Origin of the sequence: Shewanella nanhaiensis (assembly GCF_019457885.1) — a bacterium.
GTDB lineage: Bacteria > Pseudomonadota > Gammaproteobacteria > Enterobacterales > Shewanellaceae > Shewanella > Shewanella nanhaiensis.
In genome coordinates this window covers 340858-363429 of record NZ_JAHZST010000001.1, presented here as the reverse complement: position 1 = coordinate 363429, position 22572 = coordinate 340858, and the positions used below count along the sequence as shown (strand labels likewise).

Sequence of the window (22572 nt, the reverse complement as noted above, 5' to 3'; positions counted from 1 at the left end):
GGAGAGGCTCCCCCAGGTTCTAACTCAAAATGGCAAATTACATCTTCACCGAAGTGTGATCATTGATGCTTGGGTTGTGGCACATAAAGCAGGTTTCTAACTGAGCAGCTTCATTAGCGACAGTGTAGTCAGCATTGACTTTAGCACCTTGGCTCTCAACGTGATTCTTAAACTTGTCACCGCTGTAGCTGTGACATGAGTAACACGTAGCCGCGATTGGTGTTGTGTAGCCACCATCGGTTGCAAGTGCACCTTTTTTAGCAAAGGCTTCTTGCTTAAAGTCTGAGTGACACTGGCTACAGTTCATGCCAGGAATAGCACCGTAGTCGCCTTGGCTGTGTACCTTGTGCAGTTTCATCTCGATTGCACCTAGGTTTTTGCCTGAAGCGTAAGTACCGTCAGGAGTGTGACAGCTTGCACAGCCGTCGATACCAACAACCATCTCACCAGCTTCATTGACGCGACCAAGTTGCTCTGTCATCACAAAACCAGGGTGGTAGCCTTTATGTATCTCCCACTCTGTACCATGACAGCTTTCACATGCAGTAAACTCAACCGTGTCTGTATGACGAACGCTTGGCGCTTCACCTGATAGGGTGCCGTGAGCAAGTTCAGCCTTCATGCCTGTACTTTCAACGCCTTCACCACAAGCAACTAGGTCAGAACCGTCGTTACACAGTGCTAAGCCGACAAAGCTAAAGGCGGTGTCTGTATCTCCTGCACCATATGGAAGATCTTTGATAACGGTGACAAATTTGCCATCTACAATCTCAACATTGGCGTCTAAAATACCAGCCTTAACGAAATCGATAGCCACTTTCTTTAACCCTGCTGGATTAGGGTTATAACCCATAATTGGGAAGTTAGGGCCAACGTTAGTGATGGTTTCAAGCTGCTGGATGTTGGCAACTAGTGCGCTTGCATCGAGAGCGATGCCTTCAGCATTGGTGATGGTGACACTTAAGGTGGTGTCACTGCCGGTATCGGTCGCTACAGCACTTAGTGATGCGTCCATACCATACTGGCCAACAAAGGCTTTTTTCTGTGCAAAACCGTCAGTGTGCAGCTCTTCAGTCCAAGTTGCGTTGTGACAAGCGATACAGTTTGAGTTGTCATCTTGTTGAGAGTGACCTTTACCAGCTTCAAAGTCGATATTGACGTGACAGCTAGTACAAGTTTCCATGGTTGGAACGCGTGACCAGTTACCCCATTCACTTAACTCATCGCTGTCATCTTCAGGTGCTACGTGACACGTTTTACAGTTGTCTTGTAACAGGGCGTGGGCTTTTTTAGCGTCTTTGGTAAATTCGCCTGTCGTTCTGTCAGCCTTGTAGCCTTTCGCTGAGTTATGGACGTTATGAACCATATGTGTGAAAGCGACTTCTGGCTTACCGCGACCTTCTGCCCACTCTTGGGTGTGGCAAGAGGCACAAGTCTCTGCCGATGTGTAGCCGTGGTAGATCTTCTCTCCCTCAGCGTGACAGGTATTACAGGTTTGGGTGGAGACAATATCTTTGGTATATAGCGCTTGGTAACCGTCACCAGAGAAATCTTCAGAGAGCTCTGTGCGTGGCACAGTGGTGACGCCATCTTGCAGTGTCGATGCACTGGCTATGACATTGTATCTTTGTGTTAGCTCCGGGTTGTAACCCTCTAAGGCTATATCGAAGGTGTAGTTCCCGTTCTTGTGATCGACAAAGACCTTCTCTGACCCTGTTTTTTGCCATTGAGCACTATCACCGGCGCCTGTAGCGCCTTGAGGGAGAAGCTGAGCAACCGCTTTAACTTCTAGGGCTGTTAGCCCAACGACAGGTAAATCTTCTTCATTGGTTGCGAAAACCGTGATTGATGGGTTGCCATCTTGGTAGGTCACTTTTGTGACATCAAGGTTTAAGACATTAACCACTTCAGCTGCTGGGCCACCTGGCTTGCCGTTGTCGCCATCATTGCCATCACTGCCGCCACAACCGGTTAAGGCCATAGACACGGCGCTTGCTGCGAGAAGCAGCGCAAATTTATTATTTTGTACGTTCATCATTTTTTCCCTGCATAGGTTTGACATCGACTTATGTGCTCTGGGCGAAAAACGATACTGATTATCATTTGCATGTTTTTCATTATAAATGTGCTACTTAAGCCAATGCTGGAAACAAAAATCCCCAATCAAAGGCTAACGTAATGAGCGCATAAAATCTGCAAGACGCATGCTAATGTGTGACCAAGATCCGTCTATTTATAAAGGGGTAGTAGGTGGAGCGACTAAAGGCAAGTTGAGAACGGGAAATAATTGAAATTAATTATTTGAATATGGAGGAGCTTAATATAACAAAGGGAGGCTAAGCCTCCCTTTCGGTGAATTGAATATTGATGGATGGGAGTTGTCCCATCCACCTTAGTCAATTAGTGTCCGTGTAACTGCATCACTTTCTCTGGAGAGTGACAAGTAGAGCAAGCTTCTTTAGCACGGTTTTGTACATCTTCAGCATTAACACCATCTAAGATACCACCATTAGTGGTGATGTGTGCCTTGCCTGAGTCACTTAAGTACTTCTGGTGACAGCTTAAACATGCACCAGCATCGGATGATACCCAGATATCATTACCGTCAGCATCACCGTAACGCCATGCACGCTCAGGAGAACGACCTAGCTCGATACCGCTGTCTGTGTGACATGTTTTACAGTCTGTCTTCACAACAGTACTTGAACCAACACCAGCATACTTCAGGTAGTGGCCTTCTGCATGGTGAGCTTTATAAGCGAAGCTAGTTGGTGCATTGCCGCCCCATTTATTGAGGCCTTTATCTGGAGTGTGACATGTTTGACAGTTCACGCCGTTGTCATAGTGAACGATCTCTTGATTGTGACATCCCATACACTTGCTGCTGTCGATAATATCACGACGAGCTTTTGCAGGCTCACTGGTGTCAGTATCATTCCAAGTAAAGCCTAACGGAGCATCTTGGATATAAGCTGCGTCAGTTAGAAGTTTAGTTGGATCGGTTTCATCATATTGACAAGCAGTAGGCTCAACTGTTGGACGACCATAACCACCGGCTTTGAAGCAAGTTGCAACACCAGCAAATAGCTCAACACTCTTACCATTTAGCTCAGCTGGAAGCTCAAGTGCGCTATTGGTGCTATCAATGGTGAATGTTTTTGTGGCTGAGTTGTAGGTCGATACGTCAGGGTTTAATAGCGCGAAACTACGTGCACTGTATTTAGTGCCATCAGTGTACGCTGGGTAATCCTTATCGGTATCCCAAGAGAAGTAGATGCTTGATTTAGTGTGTTTGCTTGGGTTAGCAATGAACTCTTTAGCAACCGCTTCGCCTTTCTCATTTAGAATTTGTACATCGAAAGTCAACACATCGCCTGTAACTTTGATATTGCTAAATTTAGCTGAATAGTCTTGGCTTGCCTTGTAACGCTTAGTCGCATCGCCATGAGCTTCTGCGCCACTACGTGCGTAACCCTCTTCGATATGACAAGAGATGCAGTTTTCATCGCTTGGGTCATGATAGGCTTTCGGCATAGTGGTGTGACAGGCGATGCAAGCTGTATTGCTTTGGTTAGCAAGGAACAACTCAGCATCAGCTGGGGCGTTCTCACCTGTAACGTGACAAGCGGCACAATCAGCAGCTGGCTTTTGTGGATACATCACCTTGCCATAATCGTGTACGCCACCACCATATCCAATCACCTTGTATGGTGCAGGAATATTACCTTTCTCATCAGCGTCTGGTGAGTCTGGTGCATAAGTAGTACGAGCATCACCCTTATGGATCGCATGGATCATATAGGTGAAATCTACACTGTTACCTGTTTCAGGATCGCCAGAGGTGCCAGTATGGCAAGAGGCACAGTTTTCAAGATCGATACGACGTCCGCCGTGGAATGCTATGCTATCAGGCTGGTGACAGGTGTAACATGCATCGATAGAAACCACATCACGGCTTTGAATATCTTCAGTTAAGCCGGTAGATGGTTGCCAGTCAAAGTGGGCATTGACTGCAAAAGAGGGTAGCTCAAGTTCCAGTGTGGCACGTTGTGTATTCTCAGCGCTGTAAACAACCTCTACAGGAGAAGTGACGCTTGAGACGTTTTGTTGGAAAGTATAGCTGTATGTGCCGTCTTTATTATCAACAAAACAGGTTTCACAGCTAGACGCTTTCTCTACGTTAGCTTGGAATTGATTTGATGGATTGATGTTAGTTTCGCCATCTGGGATCCAGTCTTCATTTGGTGTCTTTTCTGCGTTGATATACGCTTGCCACTGGAAGCCACGATCGAACTCAACAGCTTCATCGCCTTCACCAAAAGTGCGCACTTCATGGGTGAGTTGAGCGATACCAAAGCGTAGATCATGATCTTTGGTCAAGCCTAATACCGCGACGCCATTGCCATCTTCCAGTTTAAAGTCTACGAATACGGCACCATTTTCTACTTTAGCGCTTGTAAAAACGGCATTGACACTTTTTGCTGAATCGATGTTAACACCGATAATACCATCTTCTCCGTTTGTGCCATCGTCACCGTCGCTGCCGCAACCGATAAGAGCAAAAGAGAGAAGTCCTGCACCTAACACAGCTTTTGTTGCTGCATTAAAATTGAACTGTTTCATCATGATTATTCCCTGCAATAGTTTTAATCATCACTAATCATAGCTAATTTAGCTCGGCCTGAGATAAGAGTGATTCTTATTCTCAAATCCTTATTAATCAATAGATTAGTGTGTGGAATTAATTTCCACCTATAGGCTATCTAAGCGCGAAGCATTTAGCAGGTGTTTTAACCGCTTTATGTGAGTTAGGTCTGACTATTTCTTTAGGGGTAGATGTTTGAGGGGCGTTTCTGTGATGTTTTATATTTAGGTAGACGAATAAAGTGGAGATGGTTACCGAGTTATTCCACTTTTTAATACTCTTGTGACCCTGTTTTAACAAGCTTGTGTGATTAATAGGTAAAAGGCGATGATTGAGAAAAGGAAAAGTAAAAGCGTGATTTATATCACTTAATGTTCAGGCTTGCTTCGCCATACTCTCCTGCGTAGTGATAATCGTTCTCAAAAATAGGGCTGGTAAAGGAATTAATTCCATTGGAGCGTTTATTAGTTGGGACTTTTGTCACATAATACAGAATACAATTGAAAACTATTATCGTTTCCAATACCAAATATTGATCTAGGTAGGATTATTTCTCCTTTACCTCCGTTAAAATCAGTTCGAGTTTTAGAATTATTGAGGCCTGTCACAAGGTATAAAGCATAATGAAATTAAGCGATTTAAATCCAGGTGAGCACGCCACCATCGCTGTAGTCGGTCAATTGGACCTACCTGCAGTCGTTAAGCGCAAGTTACTTTCAATGGGGATCACGCCAAATACTCGTTTTCGATTGCTTCGTAAAGCGCCATTAGGCTCAGGCTTGGAGCTTGATATTCGTGGAAGTCGTTTATGTATGCGTCGTGATCTGGCCGACATTATTGAAGTCGAGAGAGTTGAAGTAGTAGAACTTGAGGTGGAAAAAGCGAATGGCTAAGCAGTTTCATTGTGTCACAGTCGGTAATCCAAATGCAGGTAAGTCGACACTTTTTAACGCATTAACAGGAGCCAACCAGCAAGTTGGTAACTGGTCAGGTGTGACAGTAGAGAAGAAAACAGGCCTTTTTACCCTTAACGGTGCAGATGTGTATCTCACCGATCTTCCTGGTATTTATGATCTGCTTCCAGCTGGAAGCAGTTGTGATTGCTCTTTGGATGAGCAGATTGCGCAGCAATATCTGGCTGAACAGCAAGTCGACGGCATTATCAATTTAGTCGATGCAACCAATATTGAGCGTCACCTATATTTGACGGTTCAGCTGCGTGAACTTGGCATTCCTATGGTGGTTGTGCTGAACAAAATCGATGCTGCAAAGAAGCATGGCATCGAGATTAACACCGCTAAGATGAGTGAGACTTTAGGCTGCCCTGTGGTCAGTGTTTGCTCTCGTGATGAAGGGGACATCGAAAAGGTTAAGGAACAGGTCGTTGATCTGCTTGATGGGAAAGTCTCTGAAGCACCTTTAGTCTTAAATTATGATGCACAAATTGAAACAGGCGTTACTTCACTGCTTTCAAGTGATGATACCTTAAGCCGTGGACGTGCGCTGGCGATGTTAGCCAATGGACTTGGCTGTGGTCAGTGTAAAAACGGTCAAATGCTTGATGAGGTGAATCAATGTTCTGAGTCACTCTCGAGTCAAGGTAAAGATATTGAGATCATGGTGGCGACAACCCGCTTTGATTTTGTACAAAGTGTCTACGACTCCTCTGTGGCAGCCAATGGTGCTGAAACGATCAGTGACAAGCTAGATAAGATTATTCTGCATCCAATTGCAGGTGTTCCTGTCTTTCTGTTTGTTATGTATTTGATGTTTATGTTTAGTATCAATGTCGGTAGTTCATTTATCGATTTCTTCGATATTACCGCAGGGGCGCTGTTTGTTGACCATCTAGGTGCATTGATGTCAAGTGTCGGCTCTCCTGCTTGGTTGGTGACTATTGTTGCAGGTGGTGTCGGACAAGGTGTGCAAACGGTCGCGACCTTTATTCCTGTTATTGCAGCTCTGTTTTTGGCGCTCTCTGTGCTTGAAGGTTCTGGGTACATGGCCCGTGCAGCCTTCGTTGTCGATGGCTTAATGCGTCGAATAGGGCTACCGGGTAAGGCCTTTGTGCCTATGATTGTTGGTTTTGGCTGCTCCGTACCTGCCATTATGGCAACACGTACTCTTGGCAGTGAGCGTGAGCGTATTGTCACGGGAATGATGGCGCCGTTTATGTCTTGCGGTGCTCGTCTTCCTGTTTATGCGCTATTTGCTGCGGCATTTTTCCCTGAGTCTGGACAGAACTTAGTGTTTCTTCTCTATATTATTGGTGTATTAGCGGCAGTCGGTACAGGATTACTATTACGCTCAACCCTATTGCCAGGCACAAGCAGTGCGGTTGTGATGGAGCTACCAAGCTATGAGAAGCCTAAGTTAAAAACCGTATTAAATCGCACGGGGAAACGCACTAAGAGCTTTATTTTAGGTGCGGGTAAAACCATAGTTATCGTCGTGACGCTGCTGAACTTTGTCAATGCCATTGGTATTGATGGCACCTTTGGTCATGAAGATAGCTCAGAGTCAGTGTTGAGTGTTGCAAGTCAAAAGGTGACACCTCTGTTTGCACCTATGGGAGTAGAGCAGGATAACTGGCCAGCAACCGTGGGTATCATCACTGGTATTTTTGCTAAAGAAGCTGTGGTCGGTACCTTAAACAGTCTATACAGTACGCCAACCGATGGTGATGAAGAGCTGACTCCTTTTATTGAATCACTGAATGAGGCGATAGCCACCATTCCTGAGAATCTGTTTGGTATCAAGCTTGATGATCCTCTCTCTCTTTCAGTAGGTGATGTCTCTTCTGTAGAAGCCGCATCTGAGGAGCTTGAGGTAGATACATCGACCTTTACTGCGCTTCAAGCTGGATTTACTGGTATAACGGCGGCATTTGCTTATCTGCTTTTCATTTTACTTTACACACCATGTGTTGCTGCGATGGGAGCTTTAGTCGGTGAGTTTGGTGGACGCTGGGCGGCTTTTGCTGGGGTTTGGACATTTGCTTTAGCCTACGGAACCGCGACAGTATTTTATCAAGCGGCGACTTTTAGTGCCCACCCATTGACCTCTAGTTTATGGATTGGATTCTTTGCTGTGGCTCTGGTATTCTTCTACTTCTGGTTAAAACGCAAAGCGAAACGTAGTCAAACAATTATTCCTGGTATTAAAATCATTACCGAATAAACTTCATTTCGTCTTAAAAAGCAGCGTTTATCGCTGCTTTTTTGTTTTATCAAGTTTAGTTTTAAATATTTCTGTATCAAGCGTTGTATCTCCGTCAGAGATATAGGATCATCTTTTTAATTACATCAAAACCTGCCTATGCCATTACCTTGATGACAATCATCGAGCGGATGGCTGGTCCGCGTTCTTTAAGAGGAATATCATGAGTCATCTGGACAGCGAAGTTCGTCCTAGTAACTTCATTCGTAATATCATAGATGAAGACCTTGAAAGCGGTAAGCACACAAGTGTGCATACCCGTTTTCCACCTGAGCCTAATGGCTTTCTTCATATCGGCCATGCAAAATCTATCTGCTTAAACTTCGGTATAGCAAAGGATTACAAGGGCCAATGTAACTTACGTTTCGATGACACGAATCCTGAGAAAGAAGATATCGATTATGTTCATTCTATTCAGGATGATGTGAAGTGGCTTGGTTTTGACTGGGATGGCGATATTCGCTACTCATCAAACTATTTTGACCAGTTACATAAGTATGCGGTTGAGTTGATCGAGAAAGGCTTAGCTTATGTCTGTTTCCTTAATGGGGAAGAGACTCGCGAGTATCGCGGCACCCTTAAAGCGCCTGGAAAGAACAGTCCTTATCGTGACACATCGGTAGCAGAGAACCTTGAGCTATTCGAAAAGATGCGTAAAGGTGAGTTCAAAGAGGGAGAGTGTTCTCTTAGAGCTAAAATCGACATGGCATCATCATTTATGTGCATGCGTGATCCGATCATCTATCGTGTCCGTTTTGCTCATCACCATCAAACTGGTGATAAGTGGTGTATCTATCCAATGTACGATTTTACTCACTGTATCTCAGATGCGATTGAGAACATCAGTCACTCACTTTGTACATTAGAGTTTCAGGATAACCGTCGCTTGTATGATTGGGTATTGGATCACTTAGATGATTTCCAAGCGCCAAACCGTACCCGTCAGTATGAGTTTTCTCGACTAAACCTAGAGTACACCTTGATGTCTAAGCGTAAGCTTAACGATCTTGTGACTCGTAACTTGGTTAATGGTTGGGATGACCCACGTATGCCCACCATTGCAGCTCTTCGTCGCCGTGGTTACACGCCGTCGGCTATCCGAGAGTTCTGCTTACGCATTGGCGTAACTAAGCAAGACAACATGGTAGAAGTTGGAATGCTAGATGCGTGTATTCGTGAGGAGCTTAATGACAAAGCACCTCGTGCTATGGCTGTGATCAATCCTGTTAAGGTGATAATCGAGAACTACCCAGAAGGTCAAATTGAAACCTTGAGCGCTTCAATACACCCAACTAATGAAGAGATGGGTAAGCGTGAGTTGGCTTTTGGTCGTGAACTTTATATCGATGCCGATGACTTCCGTGAAGAGGCGAATAAGAAGTACAAGCGTCTGGTTCAAGGCAAAGAGGTGCGCCTACGTAACGCTTATGTCATTAAAGCTGAGCGTTGTGATAAAGATGCCGATGGCAATGTCACAACGATCTACTGTAGCTATGATGATGAGACGTTAGGTAAGAACCCATCAGATGGGCGTAAAGTGAAAGGGGTGATCCATTGGGTTGAAGCAACGTCTGCTAAACCTGCTGAGTTCCGTCTTTACGATCGTCTGTTTACCGACGCTAATCCTGCGGCTGCAGAGACTGTGGATGAGGTACTTAACCCAGATTCTCTCGTTGTGGCTCATGGTTTCGTTGAAGCGGGTCTTGTGACGGCAGAAGCTGAAAAAGCTTATCAGTTTGAGCGTGAAGGCTACTTCTGTGCAGACAATAAAGATTCAACACCAGAAAACTTGGTATTCAATCTAACCGTTGCATTAAGAGACTCTTCTCAGTAATTAGTGTCAAACTAAGATCTAAAAAGGCTTTAGGGGAAACCCTAAAGCCTTTTTGTTTGCTAAGCAGTGCTAAAAACTGTTTAGACTGATTGGTATTATTGCTGGATTGGACCTAAGCCCATGCTCCATAAAATCACACTTGACGCCATTAAGGCGACTAACAGTACTAAGCCTGCAGTGACCACTGAACTTGCGTAGATAAAGCCTTTCTCTTCGGGAATATTCATGATGATAGGTACGCCGGTATAGAGAAGGTAAACGGAGTAGGTTAAACCGAGCAGGCCGATAACCATCACAAACCAAATACTTGGATAGAGTGCTGCTAAACCTACCATAAACAGTGGCGTCGCAGTGTAAGAGGCGAGCTCTAGTGCTTGAGTAAAACTCGGATCGGCATCGAAAGTTTTTGCCATCCAAAATGCTAAGTATGCAAGGCCAAATACGCCTGCGATTAATCCGAAATACATGCCTACAGACATTAACATTGCACTTTGCTGTGTGAGGAAGAGTGGGTCGCCAACGCCTAAGTTCCAACCTATCTCAGTTGAAGCGAAAAAGGTGCAGATCACTGGGATGAGTGCTATTAAAAGCACATGACTCAGACTGCTCTTTAATGCTTCATGATTCTGTTCAATTGTGTGCCACTCCTCTTTTGGATGAGTGTATAGCCCCATTAAGTGATTCAATATCATTATAATTATCCTTGTTTAGCTTTACTTTTTGCTCGCCAAACCTCAGACGAACCTATATGCCTTTTGGTCTATTTCCCAAAGACCATGCGGCTCACGATATGTTTCTAATAATGCTTAGCTAAAACTTGCTCTGCATAAGTTTATTTATTGAACAAAAATGAGGAGGAGTCAAGTTTACTTTGTTATTGATTTGTTGAATTTAATCTCTTTTTGCTCTTTTTTTTATTCTGTCACTAATCAATACAATGAAGATTTGTCGAGAAACGGCCTTAAATTAGCTAACTCATTTAGGGTGAGTAACTGATACAATATCACCAATTAGACTTATCCTTAGTTGAGAGCAGATGCAGCAGTTGTTAGCCCCGATACATGCTTTTCTTAAATGTGAAACCCCAGATAGTTGGATCCAAGCGGCAATTAAGCCTGAGAACCTACCCACACTGTTAATTGATCACTGTAATTGCGAGCTAAAAGCGGCGCAAACAGCCATGTTTCTGGTGAGAAAATATGGGGTTGAGCAGCAAAGTGGCAAGCAACTACTTGAATGGGCTAAACCCTATGAGGAGTTTGTGTATCGCAAAGACAGAGACATTGCTGTCTTTTTAGCGAGAAGCAGTAAAAAGAATGATGTCTCAATTGAATTGACTGCTAAAGCGGGTTTCGAGCAGGGTGATGCCTTGATAAGCAAGATGGTTCGGTTGATTAAAGAGGAGTTTCACCATTTCGAGCAGGTATTAGAGATCATGCTAGAGAGGGGGATCCCCTATGAAAACCGCAGAGCAGGTCGTTATGCTAAAGGGATGATGAAGATGGTTCGAACCCACGAACCTGCTGCCATGATAGATAAATTGATTATCGGGGCATTTATTGAAGCGAGATCTTGTGAACGTTTTGCGAAATTAGCGCCTTATCTTGATGATGTTCTCAACAAGTTTTATGTGTCGCTGCTGCGCTCAGAAGCCAGACATTATCAAGATTATTTACTCTTAGCTGAAGATATCGCAGGAGGTGATATTAGTGAGCGAGTGGCCATTATTGCTGAGCGAGAAGCTGAGCTTATTAGCTCTGCCGATCCTGAATTTAACTTTCACAGTGGTGCTCAGGTGCAGTAGTTCAGGGGAGATCGAAAAGGGCCTCTTGTGACTTGTCTATTCTTGAGGCCTTAAGCTAATGGGCTAGCTGAAAGTGAGATTTTATCAGGGCTGATGCATAGCACACTGGTTTGTTCATACCAGTCACCCACCACGATTCGTGTTTTTTCACACTCTTTTTGAGTATGTGTTTGAATCTGAATAGTGTGCATCTTGGGTCTGTGGGTATGACCATGGATCATCTGTATTGCATCTGTTTGCTCAAGCAACTGCTCCACAGCTTCATTTTCCACATCCATGATGGTCATGCTTTTACGCTGATTACTCTGAGTGCTTTTAGAGCGAATATCTCTGGCTATCTTGAGTCGGGTGCTCTTTGGGAGTTTGCCATAGAGCCACTTGACGAGCTTTAGGTTTCTAAAGCATCTGAATCTTTGATATGCCTTATCTAATGTGCACAGACTATCGCCATGAAGGATGACTGTTGGCACGCCGTATAGATTGAATCTATGGACTTCGGGGAGTAAGGTCATGCCAGATTGCTGAGCATATTCATTGCCAATGAGGAAGTCTCGATTACCGTGGATATAGTAGATGGGTAATCGCTTTGAGATAGCTTTTAATTTTGTGGCGAGTTCGAGAGCAAAAGGCTCTGCAATATCATCCCCAATCCATACTTCAAACAGATCACCTAAGATATAAAGAGCTTCCACATCATGAAGTTCATTATCGAGGAAATGGTTAAAGGCTGAGGTGATATCAGGACGATCTGCAGATAGATGCAGATCGCCAATAAAAAGTGTACGCATTAAGCTGACTTATTCAGCGTCAGCAATGGTTACTTTTTCAATGATAACAGCTTCAAGAGGCACATCTTGATGCATGCCACGGTTACCAGTGCTAACCGCTTTAATCTTATTGACGACATCCATACCAGCTGTCACTTTACCAAATACGCAGTAACCCCAACCTTGAGAAGTTTCAGACTTAAAATCAAGGAAAGTGTTGTCGTTGATGTTGATGAAAAACTGAGCCGTTGCTGAATGAGGATCAGAGGTTCTTGCCATCGCGATAGTGCCAACTAGGTTTGATAAACCGTTATTTGCTTCGTTCTTGATAGTTTCGCCACTGCTCTTTTGAACCATATCTTCAGTGAAACCGCCACCTTGGATCATGAAACCGTCAATAACACGGTGGAAAATAGTGCCATCAAAGAAGCCATCTTTAACGTACTTGGTGAAGTTCTCTGCGGTAATTGGCGCTTTTTCTGCGTCAAGTTCTAAAACGATCTCACCGTGATTAGTATGAAGAGTGATCATGATTTGATTCTCATTAAGTTAACAATAAAAAATAGTGGCAGGATTCTAACGTAAATGCGTTAGCGCATAAAGAGTAATGCTGTGAACTGCTGGCTTTTTCAACTTTTATTCAGTGACTCTTGCTGCCGAGTTTGATAAGTGTGTTTATCATCGCGCTATTAAGCTTTAAAACTAATGGAAGCGCTAGTTTGCCAATGATAGACTAAACCCACTATTTTATTTGTTTTTTGTAGAAGAGAATATCGATGTTGAAGCTATACAACAGCCTGACCCGCCAAAAAGAGGAATTTAAACCATTACAGCCAGGTAAAGTTGGCATGTATGTGTGTGGGATCACCATCTATGATCTATGTCATATTGGTCACGGGCGTACCTTTGTAGCTTTCGATATGATAGTAAGATACCTACGCTATTCAGGTTACGATGTGAATTTTCTGCGTAACATTACCGATGTTGATGACAAGATCATTAAGCGTGCGGCAGAAAACAAAGAGAGTTGTGATTCACTGACAGAGCGTTTGATCGGTGAAATGCACAAAGATTTCGACTCGTTAAATATGAAGCGTCCCGATTTTGAGCCTAGAGCAACTTTGCATATGGCTGAGATTATCGAGATGGTTGAAAAGCTTATCGAGAAGGAACACGCCTATGTGTCATCCAATGGCGATGTGTTGTTTAGTGTCTCTTCATTCCCTGAATATGGGCGTTTGTCTGGACAAAATTTAGAGCAACTACAGGCCGGTGCTCGTGTCGAAGTTGAAGATACTAAGCGCGATCCTATGGATTTCGTACTGTGGAAGATGTCAAAGCCAGGTGAGCCGACCTGGGAGTCTCCATGGGGACCTGGTCGTCCAGGTTGGCACATTGAGTGTTCTGCCATGAACAGTAAACATCTTGGCCAACATTTTGATATTCATGGCGGCGGCAGCGATCTTCAGTTCCCTCACCATGAAAATGAGATCGCACAATCTTGCTGTGCCCATAATACGCCTTATGTGAACTACTGGATGCACACTGGCATGGTGATGGTCGATAAAGAGAAGATGTCTAAGTCTCTTAATAACTTCTTCACTATCCGAGACGTATTAGCTCATTATGATGCGGCGACAATTCGTTACTTCCTGTTGTCTGGTCACTACCGTAGCCAGCTGAACTACTCAGAAGATAACCTTAAGCAAGCGAAATCTGCATTAGCACGTCTGTATACGGCACTGAAAGATCTGGATTTAACTGTTGAACCTGCGGCGGCTGAAAGCTTTGTGTCTAAGTTTAAGCAGGCAATGGATGATGACTTCAATACCCCTGAAGCATATTCAGTATTGTTTGATATGGTGCGTGAGGTTAACCGCCTTAAAGTCACTGATCTAGCCCAGGCTTCGGCTCTTGCTGTGCGTCTAAAAGAGTTGGCAGGTGTACTTGGTATACTTGAGCAAGATGTCGATAGTTTCTTTAAAGGCGAGAGTAACGATGATGAAGTGGCTGAGGTTGAAGCACTAATTGCTGAGCGTAATCGAGCACGAGCTGAGAAAGATTGGCCTGCTGCGGATATCGCCCGTGATGGACTTAACGCCTTAGGTGTGATTTTGGAAGATGGCCCTGAAGGGACTACATGGCGTAAGAAGTAATTTAGAACTAACCACATAAAAAAACCTGCTTAATGCAGGTTTTTTTATGTCTGGAACATTAGAACCTAGAACTTAAGCTTCATCGTGATACTGCTCAGCTGCGTAGAGCGTATTCTCTAACAGGCTAGCTATGGTCATCGGGCCGACGCCACCAGGAACTGGAGTAATAAAGCTGGCATTTTGAGCGGCAACATCATATTGAACATCACCAACTAGACTGCCATCTTCGAGGCGGTTGATACCAACATCAATCACTAAAGCGCCGGGTTTAATCCACTCGCCAGGAATAAAGCCTGGCTTACCGACAGCGACAACGACCAGATCGGCTTGTCTTACTTTTTGTTCAAGGTTACGGGTAAAACGGTGACAGGTAGTGGTTGTACAACCCGCAAGCAGTAGCTCAAGGCTCATCGGGCGGCCAACAATATTTGATGCGCCTACCACAAGTGCATCCAAGCCATAAGTGTCGATGCCAGTCGATTTTATCAGGGTCATGATCCCCATTGGCGTGCATGAGCGTAAAACTGGAATACGCTGTGCGAGTCGGCCCACATTATAGGGGTGGAAACCGTCAACATCTTTATCGGGACGGATACGCTCAATCACTTTCGACTCTTCAATATGCTCTGGAAGCGGCAATTGCACTAAGATCCCATCAATCGCTGGATCTTGGTTACACTCATCGATGAGTGAGAGCAGTTGCTCTTCAGTGGTACTTGATTCGAGATCATAGGAGCGAGATAAAAAACCTACCTCTTCACAGGCGCGGCGCTTACTACCTACATAGACCTGTGAGGCTGGATCGGCACCGACTAAGATAACGGCTAAACCTGGGACTCTTTTACCAGCCTCTTTACGGGCAGTCACTTTTTCTTTGAGTTGTGTTCGAATGGACTGTGCAATGGCTTTTCCATCGATTGTTTGAGCTGTCATGTGGGGGAGATATCCTTTATAAAGGCGCGATAATGAAAATCGGCAGCATTTTAACAGGCCATAGACTTGGTGTCATTTATTAACCTGCGCAACAATCAGTTCTGATATACGGATAATTTACTTCATCTGAGCATGTTAATGAAAGCCTATTTAGCTTGAAGTGACAAGGCTAACCTATTAATTAGGTTTAAGTCCCATGAAAGGGGGGAAGCTATGTAATCTTGACTACCTGTTATAGTGGCGGCTTGCTCCATATTTTGAACCCTAGCGCTATTTATGATGAATACTTGTGTGCTTTTAGCGCGTTTAGTTGGTTAAATAGCCAAGCTCACTTTCTTTATAAAAAAAGCGTTGACGCATCTAAGAGTAGGGGCTAATATGCGCTCCGTTCTCAACGAGAAGGCAATCAGTCTTTGATTTGAGAGTGTTGTAAAATTTCGATGGTTAGCACGGTTCGATATCGCATCCAGTATTGGAATCGATAGTGGAGTAGAGACACTCTGGTGCTGATTGAAGAAATAGAAAAAGTTAGATTCTCGGTGATTAGCGCAGCCCGGTAGCGCATCTGGTTTGGGACCAGAGGGTCAGAGGTTCGAATCCTCTATCACCGACCACTTGATATTTATTTGCTTTATTGCGAGTAAAATGAAAGATTAGTCTTTCAATGCTAATTCAGGATATGAGTCGTATTTAACTCATTTTCGAAGCGCCCGTAGCTCAGTTGGATAGAGCACCCGCCTTCTAAGCGGGTGGCCGCAGGTTCGAATCCTGCCGGGCGTACCATATCAGTGGTGATTGTAGCTCAGTTGGTAGAGTCCCGGATTGTGATTCCGGTTGTCGTGGGTTCGAACCCCATCAGTCACCCCATTTCTTTGTAAGAAAGTAAAAAAAGCGACCTAAGGTCGCTTTTTTTACGCCTGAAATTCACGTTTTGTGGTCGACTCTGCTGTAAAGCGTGGCTATAATGTCGCGTCTTGATAAATATCAATTATGAATGACTAACGCTGGATCTGAGTATTCACGGGGTGTTTAGTCAACTTTTAAGATCAAGAAACGAATACTTTAATAGTTGAAAATTCGACTATTACAAAGGACGTTAGACTTATTTTGAGGTAAGAAAATGCAAGTTTCTGTTGAAACAACACAAGGCCTAGAGCGCCGTCTGACCATCTCTGTTCCTGCAGAGCAGATTGAGAAAGCTGTAAACGATAGTTTAAAAAACGAAGCTAAGCGTGCTCGTATTCCTGGTTTCCGCCCTGGAAAAGTACCTGTAAGTGTCATCAACAAGCGTTATGGAAAAGCTATTCGTCAAGATATCACTGGCGAAGTGATGCAACGTAATTTCGTTGAAGCTATCATCGCTGAGAAATTGAACCCAGCTGGTGCTCCTACTTTCGTTCCTGGCGAGTCTGATGCTGAAAACTTCCAGTTTGTAGCAACTTTCGAAATCTACCCAGAAGTAGAGTTGAAAGGTCTAGAAGATATCGCTGTTGAGCAACCAACTTCAGATGTTACCGATGCTGATGTCGACACTATGATCGAAACACTACGTAAGCAACACGCTACTTATGAAGCTGTTGAACGTGCTGCTGCCGATGGCGACAAAGCTAAAATCAACTTCGTTGGTTCTATCGATGGTGAAGAGTTTGAAGGCGGAAAAGCTGAAGATTTCGAACTTCAACTAGGTTCTGGCCGCATGATCCCTGGTTTTGAATCAGGCGTTGAAGGTCATAAAGCAGGTGAAGAGTTCGATATCGAAGTTACTTTCCCTGAAGATTACCATGCTGAAAACCTAAAGGGTAAAGTTGCTAAGTTCGCAATTACTTTGAATGAAGTACAAGCGGCTAACCTACCTGAAGTGAACGATGAGTTCGCTACACTTTTCGGTGTCGCTGAAGGTGGCTTAGAAGCACTTAAAGCTGAGATCAGCAAGAACATGGGTCGTGAACTTGAGCAAGCGCTTAAAGCAAATGTGAAAGAGCAAGTACTTAATGGTTTGCTAGAGCAGAACGAGATTGAACTTCCTGCTTCTCTAATTGCAGGTGAAGTTGAAGTGCTACGTAAGCAAGCTATGCAACGCTTCGGTGACCAAGCTGCCAACATGCCTGAACTTCCAGCTGATTTATTTACTGAGCAAGCTGAACGTCGCGTAAAAGTTGGTCTATTATTGGGTGAAGTCATCAAGACTAACGAGCTGAAAGCTGAAGAAGAGCGAGTTCAAGGACTTATCGCTTCTATGGCTTCTGCATACGAAGATCCAAGTGAAGTTGTTGAATATTACAATGGCAACCAAGAGATGATGCAGAACATGCGTAATGTCGCTCTTGAAGAACAAGCCGTTGAAGCATTGTTAAAAACTGCAAAAGTGACTGAGAAAGCAGTCAACTTTGAAGAATTTATGAACAAGGCTACTCAACAAGGTTAAGCTTCGCTTGACTTAAATGGTTGTTCACCATTTATAATGGCTCGTATGAGGTTCCTCATGCGAGCCGTTTTTATTTAGGGATTATAAATAATGCAAAATGCACCAGAATCAGTACTAAATGCACTCGTTCCTATGGTGGTTGAACAAACCGCTAAAGGTGAACGTTCATACGATATCTATTCTCGTCTGCTTAAAGAGCGCGTCATCTTCCTTGTTGGCCAAGTTGAAGAACATATGGCTAACCTTATCGTAGCTCAGTTACTGTTTTTGGAATCTGAGAATCCAGATCAAGAGATCTCGCTCTATATCAACTCTCCTGGCGGCTCTGTCACTGCGGGTATGGCTATTTACGATACGATGCAGTTTATTAAACCAAATGTCAGTACTGTATGTATCGGCCAAGCTGCAAGCATGGGCGCATTCCTGCTTGCCGGTGGTGCGAAGGGAAAACGTCACTGTTTACCTAACTCACGTGTGATGATCCATCAGCCATTAGGTGGCTTCCAAGGTCAGGCATCAGATATTGCTATTCATGCGCAAGAGATCTTAGGGATCAAGAACAAGCTAAATAGCATTTTGGCAGAGCATACTGGTCAGCCGTTGGAAATTATCGAGCGTGATACCGATCGTGATAACTTTATGAGTGCAGCACAAGCTGCTGAATATGGTTTAGTTGACTCGGTGTTTGAACAACGGGGCTGATTTTTATCTTCGCCTGAGCTATGATGAGATTAGGCTGTAGGCGATTTAGACAGTAGTGCAGACTGTTCAAGAGGTAGAGTAATGAGCGATAACAAAAGTACAGGTGATAGTGGGAAACTACTCTACTGCTCTTTTTGTGGAAAGAGCCAACATGAGGTTAGAAAACTCATTGCTGGCCCTTCAGTGTACGTTTGCGATGAGTGTGTAGAGCTCTGCAACGACATCATCAGGGAAGAGATTAAAGAGATCTCACCTAAACAAGATCAAGACAAGTTACCAACTCCACACGAGTTAAGAGCGCATCTGGACGATTATGTGATAGGACAAGAGAAAGCGAAGAAAGTGCTTTCTGTTGCTGTTTATAATCACTATAAGCGTTTGAAAAATGCCGGTCCTAAAGATGGCGTAGAGTTAGGTAAAAGTAATATCTTGCTGATAGGTCCAACCGGTAGCGGTAAAACCTTATTGGCAGAAACCCTTGCCCGTTTTCTGAATGTTCCTTTCACCATGGCTGATGCCACAACACTGACCGAAGCGGGTTATGTGGGTGAAGATGTTGAGAACATCATTCAGAAATTACTACAAAAGTGCGACTATGATGTTGAGAAGGCACAACGCGGTATCGTTTATATCGATGAGATCGATAAAATCAGCCGTAAGTCTGACAACCCATCAATTACACGTGATGTATCGGGTGAAGGTGTACAGCAAGCCCTACTTAAACTGATTGAGGGAACCATTGCTGCTGTTCCGCCTCAAGGTGGACGTAAGCATCCACAACAGGAGTTTTTACAGGTTGATACCTCTAAGATCCTCTTCGTTTGTGGTGGCGCCTTCTCAGGTTTAGAAAAAGTGATTGAGCAGCGCTCTCACACCGGAACGGGTATTGGCTTTGCCGCTCAAGTGAAGGGTGAGGACGATAAGGCAACCATCTCTGATACCTTGATGCAGGTTGAACCTGAAGATCTGGTTAAGTATGGTTTGATCCCTGAGTTCATCGGCCGTCTTCCTGTTCTAGCAACATTGGCTGAGCTTGATGATGCAGCTTTGATTCAGATCTTATCTGAGCCAAAGAATGCTTTGACTAAGCAGTTCGCAGCACTGTTTGAGATGGAAGATGTTGAACTTGAGTTCCGTGAAGATGCACTTAAAGCGATCGCTTTGAAAGCTAAAACACGTAAAACAGGTGCTCGTGGTCTACGTTCAATTGTTGAGGGTATCTTACTCGATATAATGTATGACCTGCCTTCTACTGATAATGTGGCAAAAGTTGTCATCGATGAATCAGTGGTAAAAGGGGAGTCAACTCCTATACTCATCTATGAAAATAGTGAGTCTCAAGCTGCTGGCGCTGAACAATAATTCAGCGAATCAATAGCAAGCAGAAAAACAGGAGCCTATATGGCTCCTTTTTTATGCTCTCAGCTTATTAAATACCTATTAGCTATTGAAACTAATGAATTCATCCCAATATACTGATTAGTATTATCATCAAACGGAATCGAGCTATGACACAAGAGAGTGAAGCGCGAATCGAACTACCCGTATTGCCACTAAGAGATGTGGTGGTGTATCCCCATATGGTAATTCCGTTGTTCGTTGGACGGGAAAAGTCAATCCGTTGCCTAGAGACGGCGATGGAGCAAGACAAACAGATCATTTTAGTCGCTCAGCGTGATGCTGAGCTTGACGACCCAACTACAGATGACATCTTTGAGGTCGGTACAGTCGCCTCAATTTTGCAGTTACTCAAACTACCTGACGGCACAGTAAAGGTGTTGGTCGAAGGTGGTAAACGTGCTCGCATAGAGAAATACACCGACGAAGAGTCCTTCTTTGTCGCTCAGGCTCATTACCTTGAATCAGACCCTATGGCTGAGAAAGAGGAGGAGGTACTGGTACGCTCTGCTGTGGGGCAATTTGAAGGCTATATCAAGCTCAATAAGAAGATCCCACCTGAGGTGTTGACCTCTTTATCAGGTATCGATGAAGCGCCTCGTCTAGCCGACACCATGGCCGCTCACATGCCGCTGAAGCTTGAAGACAAGCAGTCTGTGCTTGAGATGGTTGATGTTGCTGAACGTCTGGAATATTTAATGGCGATGATGGAGTCTGAGATTGACCTATTGCAGGTTGAGAAACGGATCCGTTCACGTGTTAAAAAGCAGATGGAGAAGAGTCAGCGCGAGTACTACCTTAATGAGCAGATGAAGGCGATTCAGAAGGAGCTCGGCGATATCGATGAGTCCCATGATGAATTTGAGAGCCTAGCGAAGAAGATAGACGAAGCTAAAATGCCGGAAGAGGCTAAAGAGAAAGCCACTGCTGAGCTAAATAAATTAAAGATGATGTCGCCAATGTCGGCAGAAGCCACGGTTGTTCGTAGCTACGTCGATTGGATGGTCTCTGTGCCTTGGTATCAGCGCTCTAAAATTAAACGTGACTTAGCTAAGGCGCAAGATGTTCTCGATACCGATCATTTCGGACTGGAGAAAGTTAAAGAGCGCATCTTAGAGTACCTAGCGGTTCAGAGTCGTGTTAAGCAGCTCAAAGGCCCTATCTTGTGCTTAGTTGGACCACCGGGCGTAGGTAAAACTTCACTTGGTCAATCTATTGCGAAAGCAACGGGACGTAAGTATGTCCGTGTCGCTTTAGGTGGTGTGCGTGATGAAGCGGAGATCCGTGGTCATCGACGTACCTATATTGGCTCAATGCCAGGTAAAGTTATCCAGAAGATGTCGAAAGTCGGGGTTAAAAACCCACTGTTCCTGCTTGATGAGATCGATAAGATGAGCAGCGACATGCGTGGAGACCCAGCGTCTGCATTGCTTGAAGTGTTAGATCCGGAGCAAAATGCGAGTTTCAGCGATCACTATTTAGAAGTCGATTACGACCTCTCTGATGTGATGTTCGTTGCAACCTCTAATTCGATGAATATTCCAGGCCCACTGCTGGACCGTATGGAGGTTATTCGCCTTTCTGGTTACACAGAAGATGAAAAGCTTAACATCGCTAAGCAACATCTACTGCAGAAACAGATTGAGCGTAATGGACTTAAGCCAAAAGAGGTGACAGTTCACGATAGTGCCATTATCGGCATTATCCGCTACTACACTCGTGAAGCGGGTGTGCGAGCACTTGAGCGTGAACTCTCTAAGATCTGTCGTAAGGTGGTTAAGCAGATCTTACTGGATAAGAGCGTGAAGCATATTGAAGTGACACAAGATAACTTGAAGTCATTCTTAGGGGTTCAACGCTGCGATTATGGTAAAGCGGAATCTAACAACCAAATCGGTCAAGTAACTGGCCTTGCCTGGACCGAAGTGGGTGGCGATCTGTTAACCATAGAAGCGACCTCAGTACCTGGAAAAGGAAAGCTAAGCTACACAGGCTCACTGGGTGATGTGATGCAGGAGTCGATTCAAGCGGCAATGACTGTTGTTAGAGCTCGCGCAGAACAGCTAGGTATTAATCCAGACTTTTATGAAAAACGTGATATCCATGTGCACGTTCCTGAAGGAGCAACACCCAAAGATGGTCCTTCAGCAGGCGCGGCAATGTGTACTGCCTTAGTGTCGAGCTTAACGGGGAATCCTGTACGCGCCGATGTTGCCATGACGGGTGAAATTACCCTGCGTGGAGAGGTACTTCCTATTGGTGGCTTGAAGGAAAAATTGCTTGCAGCTCATCGTGGAGGCACAAAAGTTGTCTTAATTCCGCAAGAAAACGAGCGTGATCTGGAGGAAATTCCGGCAAATGTGGTTGCCGATCTTGAAATTCATCCGGTGCGTTGGGTTGACGAAGTGCTTAAATTGGCGTTAGAACGACCAATTGAAGGCTTTGAAATCGTAAAAAACTTGGGTTAACGCATGAAAATAGCGAAATGCTGCAAAAAAAGTGCAAAAAGGGCTTTTTAAAGTCGCTAGCTGTGGTAGCCTAGGTCTGTGGTTAGCTCACTGCTCTCAAGCCCTTGGGGCTGCTGGTTTTGAGCTATTTCCAATTATATTTATATGCTTTTCCAGTAGAGCTTGAACTTTAGTTTCAAGCTTGTTATAAAAGCCTCCGCAGACCATTCCAGAGAAGGAGA

At 44.4% G+C, this 22572-nt stretch carries 15 protein-coding genes and 3 tRNA genes; 12 read left to right on the top strand and 6 right to left on the bottom strand.

Annotated elements, in window-relative coordinates; all coding sequences use genetic code 11:
• Positions 1-37 precede the first annotated feature (37 nt).
• Together K0625_RS01440 and K0625_RS01435 are read right to left on the bottom strand one after the other, a co-directional pair.
• On the bottom strand, positions 38-2038 hold the full coding sequence (locus tag K0625_RS01440) for an OmcA/MtrC family decaheme c-type cytochrome (protein ID WP_220108023.1): 2001 nt from the start codon (positions 2036-2038) through the stop codon (positions 38-40).
• A 362-nt stretch (positions 2039-2400) separates the two neighbouring features.
• A complete protein-coding gene (locus K0625_RS01435) occupies positions 2401-4626 on the bottom strand; it encodes an OmcA/MtrC family decaheme c-type cytochrome (protein WP_220108022.1) in 2226 nt (741 codons plus the stop codon).
• A 642-nt stretch (positions 4627-5268) separates the two neighbouring features.
• Here K0625_RS01435 and K0625_RS01430 point away from each other — a divergent pair.
• The 3 genes from K0625_RS01430 (at position 5269) to glnS (ending at position 9698) form a co-directional block, all read left to right on the top strand.
• Positions 5269-5538, top strand: coding sequence for a FeoA family protein (locus K0625_RS01430; protein ID WP_012325730.1), 270 nt, complete (start codon positions 5269-5271; stop codon positions 5536-5538).
• Positions 5531-7825: a Fe(2+) transporter permease subunit FeoB gene (gene feoB / locus K0625_RS01425; protein ID WP_220108021.1), complete on the top strand. Its 2295-nt coding sequence runs from the start codon at positions 5531-5533 to the stop codon at positions 7823-7825. Before K0625_RS01430 ends, feoB begins: the two co-directional genes overlap by 8 nt.
• Before the next feature lie 202 nt (positions 7826-8027).
• Positions 8028-9698: a glutamine--tRNA ligase gene (gene glnS / locus K0625_RS01420; protein ID WP_220108020.1), complete on the top strand. Its 1671-nt coding sequence runs from the start codon at positions 8028-8030 to the stop codon at positions 9696-9698.
• A 95-nt stretch (positions 9699-9793) separates the two neighbouring features.
• Here glnS and K0625_RS01415 read toward each other — a convergent pair whose 3' ends face one another.
• Entirely contained in the window at positions 9794-10390 is a 597-nt protein-coding gene (locus tag K0625_RS01415) for a Yip1 family protein (RefSeq protein WP_220108019.1), read from the bottom strand.
• 344 nt (positions 10391-10734) lie between these two features.
• Between K0625_RS01415 and miaE the strand changes: the two genes are divergently transcribed.
• The gene (gene miaE / locus K0625_RS01410; protein ID WP_220108018.1) at positions 10735-11502 is read left to right on the top strand and encodes a tRNA isopentenyl-2-thiomethyl-A-37 hydroxylase MiaE; all 768 of its coding nucleotides are present in this window, start codon (positions 10735-10737) and stop codon (positions 11500-11502) included.
• A 50-nt stretch (positions 11503-11552) separates the two neighbouring features.
• Here the strand turns inward: miaE and K0625_RS01405 are convergent, their stop codons facing one another.
• Positions 11553-12290: a UDP-2,3-diacylglucosamine diphosphatase gene (locus K0625_RS01405; protein WP_220108017.1), complete on the bottom strand. Its 738-nt coding sequence runs from the start codon at positions 12288-12290 to the stop codon at positions 11553-11555.
• A gap of 9 nt (positions 12291-12299) precedes the next feature.
• Positions 12300-12800 carry a peptidylprolyl isomerase gene (locus K0625_RS01400; protein ID WP_220108016.1) on the bottom strand — a complete coding sequence of 167 codons (501 nt, stop codon included), beginning with the start codon at positions 12798-12800 and terminating at the stop codon, positions 12300-12302.
• A 245-nt stretch (positions 12801-13045) separates the two neighbouring features.
• Between K0625_RS01400 and cysS the strand changes: the two genes are divergently transcribed.
• The gene (gene cysS / locus K0625_RS01395) at positions 13046-14425 is read left to right on the top strand and encodes a cysteine--tRNA ligase (protein ID WP_220108015.1); all 1380 of its coding nucleotides are present in this window, start codon (positions 13046-13048) and stop codon (positions 14423-14425) included.
• 72 nt (positions 14426-14497) lie between these two features.
• Here the strand turns inward: cysS and folD are convergent, their stop codons facing one another.
• Entirely contained in the window at positions 14498-15358 is an 861-nt protein-coding gene (gene folD, locus K0625_RS01390; protein WP_220108014.1) for a bifunctional methylenetetrahydrofolate dehydrogenase/methenyltetrahydrofolate cyclohydrolase FolD, read from the bottom strand.
• Positions 15359-15895: 537 nt separating this feature from the next.
• Between folD and K0625_RS01385 the strand changes: the two genes are divergently transcribed.
• From K0625_RS01385 to lon, 7 genes are all read left to right on the top strand, one after another.
• Positions 15896-15972 (top strand) — tRNA-Pro (locus K0625_RS01385).
• Positions 15973-16064: 92 nt separating this feature from the next.
• Positions 16065-16141, top strand: a tRNA-Arg gene (locus K0625_RS01380).
• Positions 16142-16149: 8 nt separating this feature from the next.
• A tRNA-His gene (locus K0625_RS01375) sits at positions 16150-16225 on the top strand.
• 253 nt (positions 16226-16478) lie between these two features.
• Positions 16479-17783, top strand: coding sequence for a trigger factor (gene tig / locus K0625_RS01370; protein ID WP_012325721.1), 1305 nt, complete (start codon positions 16479-16481; stop codon positions 17781-17783).
• 90 nt (positions 17784-17873) lie between these two features.
• Positions 17874-18485, top strand: coding sequence for an ATP-dependent Clp endopeptidase proteolytic subunit ClpP (gene clpP / locus K0625_RS01365; protein WP_220108013.1), 612 nt, complete (start codon positions 17874-17876; stop codon positions 18483-18485).
• 81 nt (positions 18486-18566) lie between these two features.
• Positions 18567-19847 (top strand): ATP-dependent protease ATP-binding subunit ClpX, encoded by a 1281-nt coding sequence (gene clpX / locus K0625_RS01360; RefSeq protein ID WP_220108012.1) that lies wholly within the window; start codon positions 18567-18569, stop codon positions 19845-19847.
• Between the two features lie 146 nt (positions 19848-19993).
• Positions 19994-22351, top strand: a complete 2358-nt coding sequence (gene lon, locus K0625_RS01355; protein ID WP_012325718.1) for an endopeptidase La — start codon at positions 19994-19996, stop codon at positions 22349-22351.
• Positions 22352-22572 lie beyond the last annotated feature (221 nt).

Coding starts and splice junctions, on each gene's coding strand:
- glnS (WP_220108020.1), top strand. CDS start 8,028: ATGAGTCATCTGGACAGCGAAGTTCGTCCTAGTAACTTCATTCGTAAT.
- K0625_RS01435 (WP_220108022.1), bottom strand. CDS start 4,626: ATGATGAAACAGTTCAATTTTAATGCAGCAACAAAAGCTGTGTTAGGT.
- K0625_RS01440 (WP_220108023.1), bottom strand. CDS start 2,038: ATGATGAACGTACAAAATAATAAATTTGCGCTGCTTCTCGCAGCAAGC.
- feoB (WP_220108021.1), top strand. CDS start 5,531: ATGGCTAAGCAGTTTCATTGTGTCACAGTCGGTAATCCAAATGCAGGT.
- clpX (WP_220108012.1), top strand. CDS start 18,567: ATGAGCGATAACAAAAGTACAGGTGATAGTGGGAAACTACTCTACTGC.
- cysS (WP_220108015.1), top strand. CDS start 13,046: ATGTTGAAGCTATACAACAGCCTGACCCGCCAAAAAGAGGAATTTAAA.
- tig (WP_012325721.1), top strand. CDS start 16,479: ATGCAAGTTTCTGTTGAAACAACACAAGGCCTAGAGCGCCGTCTGACC.
- folD (WP_220108014.1), bottom strand. CDS start 15,358: ATGACAGCTCAAACAATCGATGGAAAAGCCATTGCACAGTCCATTCGA.
- K0625_RS01430 (WP_012325730.1), top strand. CDS start 5,269: ATGAAATTAAGCGATTTAAATCCAGGTGAGCACGCCACCATCGCTGTA.
- K0625_RS01405 (WP_220108017.1), bottom strand. CDS start 12,290: ATGCGTACACTTTTTATTGGCGATCTGCATCTATCTGCAGATCGTCCT.
- K0625_RS01400 (WP_220108016.1), bottom strand. CDS start 12,800: ATGATCACTCTTCATACTAATCACGGTGAGATCGTTTTAGAACTTGAC.
- K0625_RS01415 (WP_220108019.1), bottom strand. CDS start 10,390: ATGATATTGAATCACTTAATGGGGCTATACACTCATCCAAAAGAGGAG.
- lon (WP_012325718.1), top strand. CDS start 19,994: ATGACACAAGAGAGTGAAGCGCGAATCGAACTACCCGTATTGCCACTA.
- miaE (WP_220108018.1), top strand. CDS start 10,735: ATGCAGCAGTTGTTAGCCCCGATACATGCTTTTCTTAAATGTGAAACC.
- clpP (WP_220108013.1), top strand. CDS start 17,874: ATGCAAAATGCACCAGAATCAGTACTAAATGCACTCGTTCCTATGGTG.